Origin of the sequence: Streptomyces viridochromogenes, assembly GCF_001270495.1 — a bacterium.
In the GTDB taxonomy this organism is placed as follows: Bacteria; Actinomycetota; Actinomycetes; order Streptomycetales; family Streptomycetaceae; genus Streptomyces; species Streptomyces viridochromogenes_A.
Window position 1 is genome coordinate 267,159 of the sequence record NZ_LGUR01000230.1, and the last position, 14,392, is coordinate 281,550.

13 protein-coding genes and 1 pseudogene are annotated in these 14,392 nt (G+C 66.3%); 9 read left to right on the top strand and 5 right to left on the bottom strand.

Annotated features, from left to right (window positions below; all coding sequences use genetic code 11):
* Positions 1-564 precede the first annotated feature (564 nt).
* Together ADK36_RS34690 and ADK36_RS34695 are read left to right on the top strand one after the other, a co-directional pair.
* A complete protein-coding gene (locus ADK36_RS34690) occupies positions 565-990 on the top strand; it encodes a DUF6003 family protein (RefSeq protein ID WP_053200296.1) in 426 nt (141 codons plus the stop codon).
* A 106-nt stretch (positions 991-1,096) separates the two neighbouring features.
* Positions 1,097-2,620 carry a bifunctional phosphatase PAP2/diacylglycerol kinase family protein gene (locus ADK36_RS34695; RefSeq protein WP_053200298.1) on the top strand — a complete coding sequence of 508 codons (1,524 nt, stop codon included), beginning with the start codon at positions 1,097-1,099 and terminating at the stop codon, positions 2,618-2,620.
* A 150-nt stretch (positions 2,621-2,770) separates the two neighbouring features.
* Here ADK36_RS34695 and ADK36_RS34700 read toward each other — a convergent pair whose 3' ends face one another.
* Together ADK36_RS34700 and ADK36_RS34705 are read right to left on the bottom strand one after the other, a co-directional pair.
* Positions 2,771-3,268 carry a hemerythrin domain-containing protein gene (locus tag ADK36_RS34700; protein ID WP_053200300.1) on the bottom strand — a complete coding sequence of 166 codons (498 nt, stop codon included), beginning with the start codon at positions 3,266-3,268 and terminating at the stop codon, positions 2,771-2,773.
* A gap of 592 nt (positions 3,269-3,860) precedes the next feature.
* On the bottom strand, positions 3,861-5,156 hold the full coding sequence (locus tag ADK36_RS34705) for a hypothetical protein (RefSeq protein ID WP_053200301.1): 1,296 nt from the start codon (positions 5,154-5,156) through the stop codon (positions 3,861-3,863).
* A gap of 332 nt (positions 5,157-5,488) precedes the next feature.
* On the opposite strand from ADK36_RS34705, the pseudogene ADK36_RS50655 reads away from it, so the two are divergent.
* Positions 5,489-5,800: pseudogene (locus tag ADK36_RS50655) on the top strand (sigma-70 family RNA polymerase sigma factor); the annotation flags it as partial.
* Here the strand turns inward: ADK36_RS50655 and ADK36_RS34710 are convergent.
* From ADK36_RS34710 to ADK36_RS47050, 3 genes are all read right to left on the bottom strand, one after another.
* Positions 5,736-6,128 (bottom strand): response regulator, encoded by a 393-nt coding sequence (locus tag ADK36_RS34710; RefSeq protein WP_078942867.1) that lies wholly within the window; start codon positions 6,126-6,128, stop codon positions 5,736-5,738. The pseudogene ADK36_RS50655 and the gene ADK36_RS34710 sit on opposite strands and share 65 nt — an antisense overlap.
* Before the next feature lie 125 nt (positions 6,129-6,253).
* Positions 6,254-6,667 carry a hypothetical protein gene (locus tag ADK36_RS34715; RefSeq protein ID WP_053200303.1) on the bottom strand — a complete coding sequence of 138 codons (414 nt, stop codon included), beginning with the start codon at positions 6,665-6,667 and terminating at the stop codon, positions 6,254-6,256.
* A 228-nt stretch (positions 6,668-6,895) separates the two neighbouring features.
* Complete coding sequence (locus tag ADK36_RS47050; protein WP_338060811.1) at positions 6,896-7,360, bottom strand: PPOX class F420-dependent oxidoreductase; 465 nt, start codon at positions 7,358-7,360, stop codon at positions 6,896-6,898.
* Positions 7,361-7,873: 513 nt separating this feature from the next.
* Between ADK36_RS47050 and ADK36_RS34720 the strand changes: the two genes are divergently transcribed.
* The 6 genes from ADK36_RS34720 to ADK36_RS34745 all read left to right on the top strand — a co-directional run bounded on the left by ADK36_RS34720 (position 7,874) and on the right by ADK36_RS34745 (position 14,368).
* Positions 7,874-8,572, top strand: coding sequence for a ribonuclease E inhibitor RraB (locus ADK36_RS34720; protein ID WP_234329982.1), 699 nt, complete (start codon positions 7,874-7,876; stop codon positions 8,570-8,572).
* Between the two features lie 3 nt (positions 8,573-8,575).
* Positions 8,576-9,691, top strand: a complete 1,116-nt coding sequence (locus ADK36_RS34725; RefSeq protein ID WP_053200307.1) for an MAB_1171c family putative transporter — start codon at positions 8,576-8,578, stop codon at positions 9,689-9,691.
* Positions 9,692-9,714: 23 nt separating this feature from the next.
* Positions 9,715-10,896, top strand: coding sequence for an amidohydrolase family protein (locus tag ADK36_RS34730; protein WP_053200309.1), 1,182 nt, complete (start codon positions 9,715-9,717; stop codon positions 10,894-10,896).
* A 254-nt stretch (positions 10,897-11,150) separates the two neighbouring features.
* Positions 11,151-12,467, top strand: coding sequence for a hypothetical protein (locus ADK36_RS34735; protein ID WP_234329983.1), 1,317 nt, complete (start codon positions 11,151-11,153; stop codon positions 12,465-12,467).
* A 64-nt stretch (positions 12,468-12,531) separates the two neighbouring features.
* Positions 12,532-13,821 carry a NucA/NucB deoxyribonuclease domain-containing protein gene (locus ADK36_RS34740; protein ID WP_053200311.1) on the top strand — a complete coding sequence of 430 codons (1,290 nt, stop codon included), beginning with the start codon at positions 12,532-12,534 and terminating at the stop codon, positions 13,819-13,821.
* A gap of 19 nt (positions 13,822-13,840) precedes the next feature.
* On the top strand, positions 13,841-14,368 hold the full coding sequence (locus tag ADK36_RS34745; protein ID WP_053200313.1) for a hypothetical protein: 528 nt from the start codon (positions 13,841-13,843) through the stop codon (positions 14,366-14,368).
* Positions 14,369-14,392 lie beyond the last annotated feature (24 nt).

Here is a 14,392-nt window from a genome sequence, read left to right on the forward strand (position 1 = left end):
ACCGCACATCCAGCCACGACTACCAATACGGCGAACCCATGTGCCCACAGCACCAGACGGCACACGCTCTTCCGTAAGCATCACGCAACCGCGGTCACAACCGAGTGGGACGCTCGGTCACAGATACGCGCCGGTCACGTCCGTCTGCCCCTGTGCGGCTGTGGGTTTCCAACCTCGCCCTGCTCACCGCTACCCAAATTCAGCACCGAGCTCGCCCAACTCCAGGCCGGTGAGCATTGACCCGTGCACGCGGAGACCGACGAGGGTCCGTCCAGCGTGGCGTCGGGACAGCTCCAGCGGCGCACACACTCCCCGAAGCCGAGGACCACACTCATTGGGGACCCGGCTTACCCTTCTGGGGTTTCGAGCGGGAATGATGCGGTTGCGGGACGCGGAAAGGGACCTTGCTCCCCCGCACCGGGGCCGTGTGGACGGCCGCCAGGCTGCCGAACGTCAACCTGCCGCACTATGCGGCGCGTTGACGAGGCTCATCGGGCCAGGAAACCGGCCGAGGGCGCTAGCATCTGGGCCAGCTTTGCCTACCGAGAGAGTGGTCCCCTCACGATGGCCGACGACGCTCTGCTGTTTGTACTACCGGATGATCAGCCACGGCTGGGAGCCGCCCTGGCCGCGGTGGGTGAGCTGAAGTGCGTGGAGACACCCGCGGTCCGCGGTTGGCTGCACGCGCACGGGATCCCCGCTTCCTCCGAGCGAGTCAGGATTGTCCCGGCGGGATCCGAGGTGTTGGTTCCCGACGATGCGGAGCGCCTGCCGGTTCCCCTGAGCGAGGAGGAGACGGTGCGGGTGGAGCAGGCGTGCGCGCCCAGGTCCGTCACGGACGTGGAGACCGAGTTGCTCGGCTTCCGGGACACGACCCAGGACTGGGAGGCCCTGGTGCACCGTGCGGTCACTGAAGGGATTCCCGCGCCGCGCATCGTGCAGCTCACCGGCCTGGATCCGCAGGCCGTTGCGCGGGCTCTGGCTGACTGAACTGCCGCCTGCGGTATGGCTGCTGTCAGCGACAGGCGCTGGAGGTTCCGCTTCCGTGGCCGGACGGCGCTGCGGTCAACAGCGCCTGGCAGGGTAAGCGGAGTCCATGAACGCTCTCGCGAGGCGCCGCATCCGCCAACTCCTAGGCTCCGCAGACCTGTCCGTGTTCCACCAGGTGGCGTCCCGCTCCTGGCCCGTCGCGGAACCCGTGCTCCCGCGGTTGAGCCGCAGCGCGAACCACGGACTGCTGTGGTGCGCCACCGCGGTCGGCATCTGGGCCTTAGGCGGAGCACGCGGCAGACGCGCCGCAGTACGCGGCATGGCCTCGCTCGCATTGGCGTCGGCCACCGTCAACACGCTGGGCAAGGGCGCGATACGGCGCTCCCGGCCCCTGCTCACCTCGGTACCGGTGGTCCGGCATCTCCCCCGTCGGCCGGTCACGAGTTCCTTCCCGTCCGGGCATGCCGCCTCGGCGGCGGCTTTCGCCACCGGGGTTGCTCTGGAGGCGCGGGGCTGGGGCGCGTTTCTGGCGCCGGTCGCGGCCTCGGTAGCCTTCTCCCGTGTCTACACGGGGGTGCACTATCCCAGCGACGTGCTGGTCGGTGCGGCGCTGGGCGTGGGCGCCGCATGCGCGGTGCGCGGCCTGGTGCCGTCCCGCGCCCAGATGCCGCCGCCGGCCCGGTCCTGCGCTGAGGCGCCCGCACTGCCGGACGGCGACGGCCTGATCCTGGTGGTTAACCCCTCCTCCGGCGTCCAGCCCCAGCTGGTGGATCCTGTCCGTCAGGTGAAGAGCGCACTGCCGCGCGCCGAGGTGGTGCTGTACGAAGAGGAGGACGGCCCATTTGCCAAGGTCCTGGCCAAGGCGGCTCAGGAAGCCGCCCAGCGCGGTGGGGTGCTGGGGGTGTGCGGAGGTGACGGCACGGTGAACGCCGCCGTGAGGCCCGCTCTGCAGCACCGGGTGCCGCTGATGGTGCTGCCGGGCGGCACGTTCAACCACTTCGCGGCCGACCTCGGCGTCGACACTGTCGCCGACGCGGTGGCCGCCGTCACAGAGGGCAGCGCGGTCCGGGCGGACGTCGGCCGTATCCAGCCCCTGACCGTCATCGGCGAGGACGGTACGACCCGGACCGAGCCGGCGTACTTCCTCAACACCTTCAGCCTGGGCGCATACCCCGACCTGGTCCGCATCCGGGAACAGTGGTCCCCGCGGATCGGCGGTCCAGCCGCCACACTGCTCGGCGTGGCCCGGATCGTTCGCACCGGCCGTCCGTTGCGGGCGAGGGTGAACGGACAAAGCCGCTCGATGTGGCTGCTGTTCGCGGGCAACGGCGCCTACCGCAGCATCGGCATCGCCCCGGCCCGCCGACACGACCTGGCCGACGGCCTGCTCGACATCCGCATCGCGCGCGCCGGCCGCCTCGCGCGCACCCGTCTGCTGGTCGCGGCCCTCGCCGGGCAACTCGCCAGGACCCGGCTGTACGCCGCTGCTCGGCCGCGCCGGATGCGGATCTCCGGCCTTCCCTCGGGTACGCAGATGGCCTACGACGGTGAGATCGCCCCCGCCCCCACGGCGTTCCTCGTCGACAAGCTCCCCGAGGCACTCACCGTGTACCGGCCGACCGTTGGCTGAACAACGCCCTGGCGCCGGGCCGCTCGGTGGCCCATGTGAAGCACCGGATACCGAGCCGAGCCTTGGCACCTTGGGGTCGTGCACGGCCCAGGCCCGCCTGGGCCAGCCGAAGCTGGACGAGAATGCTGCGCAGCAGCGCGTCGTCAGGTCTCACGCCGGTGCGCCGGCGTGAACCATGCGGCGCACGTTGTCGACTGCGCCGCATCCCGCCCTCAACAACTCGCCGCGTGCCGTGGCGAAGCCGGCCGTGAGTTCCTCCCGGCAACGCTGGGTGAGCCTTTCGCAGGCCCTGTTGAGGAGGCTTCGTTCCTCCTCGTCGATATGGCGAGAGGTGACTGCGGCCAGTTGCTTCAGCCTCCAGTCCCACTCGGCGGAACCGATCTCGGGCACCTCCAGGAGAGCAAGAAGGACCCTGGCGACTTCCTGGTGCTCCTCCTGAGCGTGGTCGACGGTGTCGGTGTCCTCGCACTGCGCGAGCAACGAATAGACCGTGCTCTCCTCTGCTTCGCCGTGCGCGATCACCAGGTGGGCGAACTCCTGCAGCGCAGCCTGGCGGTCGCCCTCAACTCTGCGCATCATGCGGAGCAGGTCTTCCAACGTGCGGTGATCATCGAGGATCAGCTCGACGACATCCTGGGACGGGGTCATGATAGACGCCTCCTGCCTGGAGTTGGTTGGACCGCTGTTACCCCATCCCTCGGCGTACCAACGCCTGCACCCCCCGTATGGGTCAAGCCCACCGGTCAGGGCTAGTTCGGCGCAGTTTTCCTCCGGCCCCTGCCGTACCGCGTCTCCCGAAGGGAGCAGTCCGGACTCAGGAGAGGCAGCGCCGCCGGGTCGCCATTCGGCAGCTTGTATGAGGAGGTAAGCCGCCGGAACGTCACCCCGGTCAGCGGGCACCAGCCAGCCCACGACGCGCTCCCAGCATGGGGGCGCCCTGGCTACACAGACCTGATCCTGGAAAGGTCGAGGACCTGCACGCCCTCAATCCCCTCCTCGCCGCCCTCTCAGGGGGCGGTTCGTAAGTCTGAGCGTCTTCAATTATCCCTCGACGGAGTGCGGCTTCGTCATTTGCGTCAAGGCCACGCTCGCACCATTCGGGGTCGGCCAGTCCGGCCATGGGTTCGGGACACGGCATCCGACTGGGCTCGGCAGGTGCTTCTCACCGCAATCAGCTCCTTGACCACGTCACGGTGGTGCGTAGCCGCCAGGAACCATGTGCTCACGAGCCCCGTCCGGGTCATTGACCTTCCGACTCCGGCTTCAGCAGTTGCGCCATGGCCTTCAGCACGGTTCCGCTGGGAGCGTGAGCAAGCCCATACCGCTCCTTCATCTGCCGCACTTCGGTCGGGGTCGGCTCGTTCTTCTGGGCGCCCTCCGGCCCAATCAGGGCCTTGAGTTCCGGTCCGTAGGCGGATTCGCCCGGAGGTTCGGTCAGAACCCACCAGAGCGTGGCGTAGTACGGAGCCCTGGTGTTCTCCAAGAGGGCGTTGCTGTGGGTGATGCGTGACTGGAAGCGGATGGTGTGGACGCCCTTGGCGACCCACGGCGGTGCCACGTGTTCGGAGCAGCACTTGTACTTCTTGGTCCAGGAGCTGCGACCGGAGCGGACGAAGTCGTCGATGATCTTCACCCGGTCCCTTCGTACGTAGGTGACGTTCGCGGTGGCCCCCAACGCCTCGAAATCCGCTCCGGCCGGGAACTGGACGATCTTCTCGGTTAGAACCTCCGCGCCGGGCTCCAGCACGTGCACCGGCCCCGACCTGCTGATGAACTGGCCCTGTGCGAGGAGTTCGTAGCCCTTCTGCTTGACGTTCGTATACCGCATGAAGTCCCGCTGCCCACTGCCGAAGTCATGGAACCAATCCGACGGCTTTCTCGGGGTCGGGACGAACGATGCCCTTCGCCCGCTCACTTGGTAGAGGGACCCAAGGACGTACACGCCTACCTGTCCCGTGTTGCGGGTGCGCAGGCGCACCGGCACGCTGACACCCCCGGCGGCCACAGTCGCTTTGCCGAACTCAACCGAGTTCGTGAGCATGGCCTTCGAGGTGTACGGCTGGTAGATCTGCGTGTACGTGAAGTTAGCGACGGCGAGGACGCCCGTGATGATCACACCCACCGCGATGCCCTCGGCATGGGGGATGCGGCTCCACACCTTCAGGCGGTGGAGCTCCCACAGAGCCCAGAGCGACCACGGAAGCAGCAGCGCCCAGACCCAGAGGTAGTGCGTGTAGCTCCAGCCGTCCAGTTGAAGGATGAGCAGAACCACGTTCACCAGCAGGGAGACCAGAACACCCACGAGGACGACCACGGCGGAAATGTTCGCCGGGTCTGACTTCCGGAGGATGTTCAGAGCGACGGCGGCCGCAACTTCCAGTAGTGCTCCCGCGAGGAAAATGACACCGTTGAGCCTTCCCGCATACGTCAGGGCGTTCGACACGTCCGCCAGCCCGAACACGCCCAGTTCGATCGCGGTCGCACAGAGGCCCGCAGCCAGCAGAAGCCACCGGGCTTTGACTTCCCACCATCCCATGCACACAGAGTGATGGATGCGGCACGGGGCTGCGTCCGTCGCCCCGTGCCATTCGGGTGATTCGCGAAGCGGATCCATAACCCAACGGGGCCGTTACATGCGAATTCCCGCTGCGCTATTGCCCCTCCCCGCTGGCTCTTTGACCAGTTGGCGTCGGTAGCGGCGATGGTCTACGAGTTCCCTCAGACGTTTATGGCTGAAGCGTGCGGTCTCTTGCGCCCGGGCGACACAGCGCCACGCGCATCGCAGATTCGGGGCCAGCCCCGCTCACATATGGGTTGAGCAACGCGGGGCTCTCCGTGCCAGGATGCACGCCTCCAGCGGCGAAGACAGAGACGCTCAAAGACTCACGAACCGCCCTCTCAGAGCGTCAGCGCCAGATCCTCGTCCTCCGCTTTGCCACCGACATGACGCAAAGCGCCATCGGCAAGGAACTCGGGATCTCCCAGATGCACGTCTCGCGCATCCTGAACCGGACCCTGAACGAGCTACGGCAGAAAGTCGCCACGCCACGACAGGGCCCCGCAGACAGACCCGGTGCGCCGCCAACCGATGGCTCACACAACGCGTCCACGCCCGTCAGCGTGTGGGGAGACGCACGACGCTCACGAAGAACTCGTCGATCTGCCGGACGGCGGCGATGAACTGGTCCAGGTCGACCGGCTTGGTGACGTAGGCGTTGGCGTGCAACTTGTAGCTGCGCAGGATGTCCTCCTCGGCCGAGGAGGTGGTCAGGATGACCACGGGAATGTGGGACAGGTCGGAATCGGTCTTGATGCGTTCCAGAACCTGCCGTCCGTCGTACTTGGGCAGGTTGAGGTCGAGGAGAATCAGGTCGGTCCGGCCCTGGTAGAGGATCGCGTTCACGATCTCCCGTATCGCAAGAGCGCCCTGGTGGCCGCTGACCGAGCGGTGCCGGTCCTTCCACGCGGTGATCACCGGTTCGATCAACGACCACTGTTCGTCCGACAAGTCGCTCGGATACGGTTTCGTCCATTCACCTCATCGCATCAACAGATCAGCGGCCTCGGACCGGCGGATTCCGCCCGCACCCACACCGTCAGGTGAGAGCCTTTCAAACACTCAGGAACCGCCCTCTAAGAGGGTGATTCGCCCCGTTCAGGTGTCTCAAGACGGTTGAAGCCGGCGAGGCGGGGCGAGATAGCGAAAGGGAAGGATTCGCCGTCGGGGGTCTTGAGGGCCGCCACGACGTCGTGGTCCGGTTCACCGAATATCTCGAAGTGCTGCACGGTGCAGTGCTCCATCACCTCGCGGATGTACGGGTCCGACAGCCGCCAGTGGGCGCGGATGGCATCGGAGTCGCGGTAGAGCTGGAAGCTGTGTGCCAGCATCCGCTCCTCGTCGATGAAGACCTCCACCATGAGCTGGGGGCCGTGCTCTTGAGCGAATGCCACTGCCTGCGCGATGGCGTGCCGGAAGCCGTCGAGGTGACCGTCGGTGATGCGCATGGTGTTGCGGAAGAGAATGGTGCTGCTGTTTGTGACCTTCATGCGCCAAGCGTTGTACCTAAACCAGGGTTGAGGTCAAGGGAACAGCTCAGCCGGGGATACCGGCGACGGTGCTGAGGTTGTTGATGAAGCCCTGGCGGGCCGCTTCGCGCGCTTCTTCGACGCGAAGGGCCGAACAGCGCCTCTCACTCAAGCCCGACGATGAACCGGACATCAACTCGCGAACCGCCCTCTTACACCCGAGCACCCGTGTTCGGCGTACGGGCTGCGCTACGCCGCAGCGCTTGAAGCACCCCGTGGGCGCGGAGCGTGGGTCAGCCCCATCGCCCGTTCTATAGAGATCTGGATGACAACCCGCTCAGGGTCCGGGGCCGGCGTACGCCCGTATCGCTCTCCATAGCGGGCAACGGCCTCCTCGACCGCTGCGGCATCGGTGCAGACCTCTGCCACGCCTTCGAGTGTGGCCCACCGGCCTCCGTCCACCTGGCACACCGCCACTCGGGCTTCACGGCCACCCGCAAGGACGTTGGCAACTTTTCGACTGGATTTGCGGGTGATAACTCGGGCCACTCCGGCTGTGGCGTCGATCGTCACACCAACGGGTACGACATGCGGTCGACCATCGGGACGCAGCGTGGTCAATGTGCACAGGTGGTACTCAGACCAGAACTCCAAGTAGCCGTCGGATTGGCTCAACAACACGTTCGACATGGCGAAAAGAATAATGGCGAGCATTGCCCGATCTATCCGGAAGTGACCATGGCCACATCTACTCCGATCGGGCAGTTAGAGCGATTCGCGGGCTTATGCCGCAAGCCACCAAGGGAGAAAGAGTCTCAGATCCATAACAGACCCTCCGCTGGCCACCGAGCCTTGAAGTGTTCACATCAGGACGCAAAGTCGCAGCTCAGAGCATGATCGCGACTGCGTTCGGCCGGATTTAGTGCATTTTGGGGGATCAAGACACCCGGCGAGCGATCCAGATCGATCATGCTTTTTAGGCCATGTCCGTCACGTACTGTCCGAAGAGGTTCCCGAAAGCTCCGATGAGGCAGCTCGCTAGGTGTCGTTGCACGTTCGCAGCAGTTACATCATGTGGCGAAGTTGGTCTGAAGGCTCGGCAGCCGGGCCCCGTTGAAGGGGCCTGGTGGGGCACGCGGACACGCGCCGCCTGCGGTCGCCTCCGGCGTTGGGAACCGGACGTCATCGACACGGGCGTGGTGTCGCCCGGCTCGGGGGAGCCATCGGTTGGAGGGATCCTCAATGTGGTTGAGGAAGAGTGGTCGCGGCGCGGCTGAGTTCAAACTGTCTGCTCAGGGCGAAGGGCGCCGTCGACGCATCGGGCGCTGGCGCACAGCTGCGAACCGGGCGGTGGAGAGGGATCTGCACCGCCTGATTCGGCGTGAGCTGCAAGACCTCGGGGTGACTCCCCCGCTCGATGTCGACGAGCTCTGCCAGGCACTCAGCCGACGGCGCGGGCGCCCCCTGTACCTGCGTGAAGCTCCGCTGCCGAAGCCTGGCCCCTCGGGTATGTGGGTCGAGTACGACGACTACGACGTGATCCTGTACCAGCAGGAAACAACCCGCCTGCATCAAGATCACATCAAGCTTCACGAGATAGGCCACATCCTCGTAGCGGAGAACGAGGAGGCCGCGAAGAAGGCCGCGGGCGAGACGACAGAGGAAGCCCCTGAGGTCGACCCAGACGAGGAAACGGCCGTCCTCGTGGAGGGCTGGGCCACCATGCTGCCGGTCTTCGATCCCGAGACGATCAAGCGTGTCGCGCGGCGGTGCTCGTACGACGACGGCGAGGAGTGCTCTGTAGAGCTGGTCGCCACCATCATCCTGGAGTGGTCTTCTCTGCTGGACAGCTCCACTCCGCTGTCGGACGACCCGTCTCTGCGTCGTGTGGAGTCGGCTCTCAGTGACCGGCGAGGATGGCTGTAGCTCGTGGAACTGCTACTCCTGGGGCTCGTGGCTGCTCTCGTCTGGAAGCTCTACCAGCTGAAGCGATCCCCTCATGACGCACCTCTGCGTTCCGTCACCCTCTGCTTGTTCTGCGCTGCGTTGTCGTACCCCGTGGCCATGCCCGGCGGCGCGTCCGGCGTCGACACGGTCGCCGGCCACGGGACGGCGAAGCTGATCCAGAACCTGTTGTTGCTCCTCGCGGTGTACTTCTTGATGTGCTTCTACCTCCACTCTGCCGCCGACGAGGAAGCGGGCCGTCGCCGCGCCCGCAAGGAAGCCGTCGTCGTCGGAGTCGTCGCCGTGGCTATCACCGTGGCTGCGGCATCAGTGCCTCACGAGGTCTTCACTGGCAGCTTCAGCACGGCCGACATGACGATTCCGCAGATCGCCTTCTTCTACGGTGGCGCTGGTCTCTATCTCATGTATGCCCTCGGCATGGCGTGCCGGTGGACTCGCCGCTATGCCAGCATGTCCCGGCGCCCGCACTCCACCGGGCTCTGGATGGCGGCCGTTGGCCTCGGGGCGATGGCGGTGGCCTGCGCGATCCGCGCCGTCTTCGTGGCTGTTCGCTGGGCCGACGGAGAGGTACCTGAGCCGCTTATGGCCGCCGTCGCCTTCCTCCTGGTGGCGTCCGTCCTGCTGTTCGCGGCGGGAGTCACGTACTCCGGAGCGCGGGCCCGGATTTCCTCCCTTCGGCTCTGGCTCCAGCACCGACGTGACCACCGTCGCCTTGCCCCTTTGTGGGAGCTGTTGGCAGAGGCGCACCCCGATAACGTGCTGAGGCCGGCGTCCCCGGCGGCGCTGGACCGGTGGCGCGCCCGCGGGGTGCACCGGCGCTACCACCGCCGCATCGTGGAGTGCCGCGACGGGCTGGTGGACATCAGCCCGTACCTGCTGGATGAGGGTGACGACAGCGCGGTCCTCAGCATCGACTCGGCAGAGCTTGCTGCCCGGCTCCGTCGGGCCGCCGCACGGGTCGAAAAAGGCGTCCCCGCACCCCGCCGAGCGGTCCCCCTCGCGATGGCCCTGGGAAGCGACCGCGAGTCGGATGTGAAACAACTTATTGCAGTGTCCGACGCACTGCGCAAAGCCGCATGACCACCCATGATCTAGGAGTCACGATGCTGATTGCCGGTGGACGAGTGCTTGTCGACTCGGGGACCTACCTGGAGGACGGCGCCGTTCTCATCGAGGGCGACTCGATCGCTGCTGTCGGGCCGCGCAAGGAGATCGAGGAGCAGTTCGGCGCCGACGTACCTCGGTTCGCGTTCGACGGAACTGTTCTGCCGGGGCTGATCGACGCGCATGTCCACCTGGCCTTCGATGGCGGGCCTGATCCGGTGGCCACCCTCCAGGACTCGACAGATGAGGTCCTGTTCGAGGACATGCGACGCCGTGCGGAACAGCTCCTGCACAGTGGTGTCACCACGGCCCGCGACCTCGGTGACCGGGGTGGACTGGCACTTCGTCTGGCTGCGGAGATCAACGGTCGCCATACGCCGGGACCCAGGATCGTGGCCGCAGGCACACCCGCGACCACCACGGGCGGGCATTGTCACTTCCTCGGCGGCGAGGTTTCCGGTGAAGCCGAGATCCGCGACCTCGTACGGCGCAACCTCGCAGCGGGAGCCGGGGTCATCAAGGCCATGGTCACCGGCGGTGGCCTGACGAAGGACGGCCCCAAGAGCCACCAGTCCCAGTTCACAGCAGAGGAACTGACTGCCCTGGTGGACGAGGCCCACGAGGCAGGTGTTCCCGTCGCGGCCCATGCACACGGTGCCGACGGCATCACTGCGGCCGTGGAGGCGGGTGTGGACACCATCGAGCACTGCACGTGGATGACGAGCGATGGCCTCGATTTCCGGCCGAACGTGGTTCGGCAGATCATCGCTCAGGGAATCTCCGTCTGCCCGGCGGTAAGCCCTCACTGGCAGATGCTCCCGCGCTTCTTCGGCGAGGAGCGCGCCGCCGCGATGTTCGACCTGGTGCGGCGGATGGCCGACGCTGGTGTACGCCTGGTCGCAGGAACCGACGCGGGCGTGCAGCGCGCGAGCTTCGACGGCTTGGTTCCGGCCCTATCGTTCTACTCCCACCTGGGCCTGCCGAACGCTTCCATCATCGACATGGCGACGTCCGAAGCGGCTACGGCCCTGGGGCTGGGGTCCATCACGGGGCGGGTCGCTCCCGGCTACCGCGCGGATCTCCTCCTGGTTGACGGTGACCCGCTCGCTGATCTCGGCTCTCTGAAGGACATCCGGGCCGTGTTCGCCTCCGGCCTGCGTTACGAGCCGAACGCGCAGTAGAAGCGGCGCGCTGGTGCCCTGACGTTTCGTCACAGACCTTGGAACTGGTGCCATGAGAGGGCTGTTGACGCGTCGCGGCAGAAGGTATCGGCTTCCAGTGTGCTTGCTATGTCAGCGTGACACGGATCACGCATCGAGATTGAGTCAACTCATCTTAATGGCAGACAAGTTACGAAAGCTGTGTCTGTAGGTTCCCCTGTGACCACTCTTGATCGTCCCTAGGGGGAACCTTGTCGCGTTCGCGCGCGAGATTCTTGGCCTCGGCATGCACCGGGGTCACCGCACTCACCGCATTTACCGTTCTCGGCACCGCCCCGTCGGCGAGTGCCGCCGCGCCCAAGGAAGCCTGCACCGGCCTCTACAACGCCCGCATCACCTTCTGGGCGATGACGTGCAGCCAACCGGGCGAGCCGATGATCGGCGGCTTCGCCACCTGGCGCAACATACCGATCACCTTCGATCAGGTCGACACCGGGTCGGCGACCGTGCAGGCGGCCAACTACATGCGCGTCAGCCCGAACACGTCGAGCGGCCCGCTTGCGCCGAACATCGAGATCGGCCTGTACGCGGAGAAGACGGGGAAGACCACCCACACCTACGGCCCGCGCTGGTCGGAGCTGACCACCAGCGGCGGCCGCACCACGGCCATCAAGGCTGGGGTCAACCCGACCAAGCCGGACAAGCGCAACCACACCTACATGACCGTCCGCCAGGACAGCGGCAACCAGTGGGACGTGCTCTACGACTTCAACAAGGTCGGCTCCACCACCAAACAGCTCAAAGTTCTGGGCGGCAACACCAACCGCATCGACATCGGCCTTGAGGTGATGGGACCGAAGTACATCAACATCCCCTCGGTCGCGAACCGCATGCAGTTCATGACCGGGAACAAGGCGTGGCAGCAGGTGGCGACGGCCAATGTGGCCAAGTCCGTCACGCTCCCCGTGTGCAGCACGACCCACAAGCCGCCGAACTGCTTCACCACCAAGCTCACCGACAACACCAAGTTCACCCAGTGGACGGTGAGCAAGCCGCGCCGCCAGGCCGCCGCCGCGGCGTCCCCGGCTGCCGCGCCCGCTGCCCGGTCGGACGGCCCGGACGGCCCCGTTGCCAGCCTGCCCGCCACGTTCAACGGCGTGGACCAGCAGGCTCTGCAAGCCTGCCTGGAGAACGATCCCGACAGTTGCCTGGCCACCGTGCCCGGCCTGTCGGAGTGCGTCGTGACCCTGCGGGTCTGCAACGCCGCCGCTCTGCCGTCCGGCGGGGTATCGGAAGACGCCCCAGCCGGCGCGGACGTATCGGCCGCCGATATCCGGGCCCGGGCCGCAGCCGCCTTCGACGTCCCCGGTGACGCCCTCGCCGTCGAGCCGCCCGCTTCACCCGCCGGCTTGAAGACTCGCTCGAACGCAGCCAACGCCCATGGCGACGCCGCCTGGACGGTGACCTCCACCAGCTCCACCCCCGGACTACAGCGCACCGACCGTCGCTTCGAAGGGTTCACCGCCCGCTACTCCGCACAGACCGGCGCACTGCTGGAGGCGTGCTGGGGCGACCTGTGCGATGCCTCGTGACCACCGCCATCACGACATGCCGCAGATGCCCCGTCGCTTCCTCACGCATGCAAGGAATCCACTGGTGAACATACGCACCGCACTCATACGTTTCGCCCGCATCACCGCCACTACGGCGGCCCTGACCCTGCTCACCGCGGCCACCACCACCGCCACCCACGCCGCCTCGACAACGAACGACCCGGCCACCGAGGGCACGGTGTTCGTCGACGCCGCATCCCTCCCAGCCGACGAACTGCGCGGCCTCGACCAGCCCATCCCGTACGCCGAATACGCCCGATCCCCTGGATCGAAGTCGGTGACGCGGCAGGCGGTGGCCGACCCGGCTCCCGGCGACCAACAGGATCTGCGCCAGCAATGCGCCAACCACGCGGCGCAGGCCAAGGCCGCCACGGGGTGGCTCAAGTCCCGCTTCGAAAGCTGCCAGAAGCTCCCCTTCGACCTGGTCCTGCGGGACGTCAGGGGCACCACCACGCTCGGCCGTCTCTGGTTCGACCAGTGGGTCCTCGGCTTCGCCTACGACGGCAGCCGCCGCGTCGACTATGTCTCCAGCATCGAGAACATACGCGTCCAGCCGATACCCACGGAGGATGCCACCAAGTGGCGGATCGGCCAGCACTTCCACCACAGCGTCAACGCATCCACCAGTGATCCGGACCCCCAGGTGACCGCGCCGCAGACCGTGAACCGTGACGAACTGCTTGGCGTATGGGACACCCAGCCCCACTGGAACCTCACCTACACCTCCCCGGACAAGGGCGCCCTGTTCGACCAGGGCAACCAGCAGCGCGTCTTCTTGACCGTCGCGATGGACGTCAGCGCCAGTTCCCCCAACTCCGCCCCCTTCACGGGGGGAAGCAACGTCTACAACTCGAGCGTCCGCTACGACTACGCCGGACCGGTCGCGGGCAAGCACAAGGGCACCGTCTTCAGCAAGGCCCGTGTGGAACTCGTGATGAGCCAGAGGGACCCGGCGGTCAACGAAAGCGCCGTGCACATCTACGACGCTTTGAACCGCCCCGAGCGCACCTTCCCCTCCTGGCCCGGTAAGAGCGTTCCGGGATCGAAGGAACCCCTGCGCCGAGTCGTCGCTCCGAAGAAGATCGAAGACAATCGCAAGAAGTCCATCAAGGAATGCAAGAAGGTCTGGGGCGACTACGCCGGCAGCGGCCTGGAGTGCGACGAGTACCCCTTCGCCTCGACCAAGGAAGGGTCCACCAAGGGCGACAACCGCTTCTCCGTCCGGCTGATCGACGGTAAGGACAACCGCAAGGGCGGAGAGCGCCTCAACGAGATGTACACCCTCAACCGAGTCCTGGACGGCGACCCCTTCTACGTGAAGATCACCAACTAGCAGGAAGACACCACTGACCATGGCACTTCTCGCCGAACACAACGTCACCGCCACCCCCGGTCGCCGCGTGCTGGAGGTCTACGACGCGGACGCCTACCTCGGCGACGAAACAGCCATGGACGCCGCAGAGGTACAGGTGGTAGCCGGCAACGGCTACCACCTGTACCTCTGCAGTCTGCAGCCGGACATGAAGGTCCAGATGACGATCCGCATCTGGGACACACCACCGGCCCCGCCCGGCGATGCCGAAGGCCAGACTGACGTCAGCCTCGAATCCGAAACAGGCATCCTGGTCGTCGGCCAACTCGACCGGGGACCCGCCGACGAGATCACTCTGCCCCGCCCCGGCGTCTACGAAGGCCACGCCTGGTGGCAGCACCGCCAGGCAGCCGCCGACTACTACAACACCACCCTTGACCAGCTCACTGACGACTCCCCCGAAGACCAGCTCACCGAAGCCTGGAACAACTGCCCCGTCACCGAACGCTACGTCCTCGACCTGGCCTACACCCGGGAACCCGAACCCATCGCTGACGAAGATCAATAAGAGGGTGGGGCCGCATTCAGAGTG

What these genes read in the sequence shown, in the direction of transcription:
- ADK36_RS34715 (WP_053200303.1), bottom strand. Translation starts at nt 6,667, where the DNA reads ATGAAGGTCACAAACAGCAGCACCATTCTCTTCCGCAACACCATGCGC.
- ADK36_RS34730 (WP_053200309.1), top strand. Translation starts at nt 9,715, where the DNA reads ATGCTGATTGCCGGTGGACGAGTGCTTGTCGACTCGGGGACCTACCTG.
- ADK36_RS34695 (WP_053200298.1), top strand. Translation starts at nt 1,097, where the DNA reads ATGAACGCTCTCGCGAGGCGCCGCATCCGCCAACTCCTAGGCTCCGCA.
- ADK36_RS34705 (WP_053200301.1), bottom strand. Translation starts at nt 5,156, where the DNA reads ATGGGATGGTGGGAAGTCAAAGCCCGGTGGCTTCTGCTGGCTGCGGGC.
- ADK36_RS34745 (WP_053200313.1), top strand. Translation starts at nt 13,841, where the DNA reads ATGGCACTTCTCGCCGAACACAACGTCACCGCCACCCCCGGTCGCCGC.
- ADK36_RS34690 (WP_053200296.1), top strand. Translation starts at nt 565, where the DNA reads ATGGCCGACGACGCTCTGCTGTTTGTACTACCGGATGATCAGCCACGG.
- ADK36_RS34700 (WP_053200300.1), bottom strand. Translation starts at nt 3,268, where the DNA reads ATGACCCCGTCCCAGGATGTCGTCGAGCTGATCCTCGATGATCACCGC.
- ADK36_RS47050 (WP_338060811.1), bottom strand. Translation starts at nt 7,360, where the DNA reads ATGCTCGCCATTATTCTTTTCGCCATGTCGAACGTGTTGTTGAGCCAA.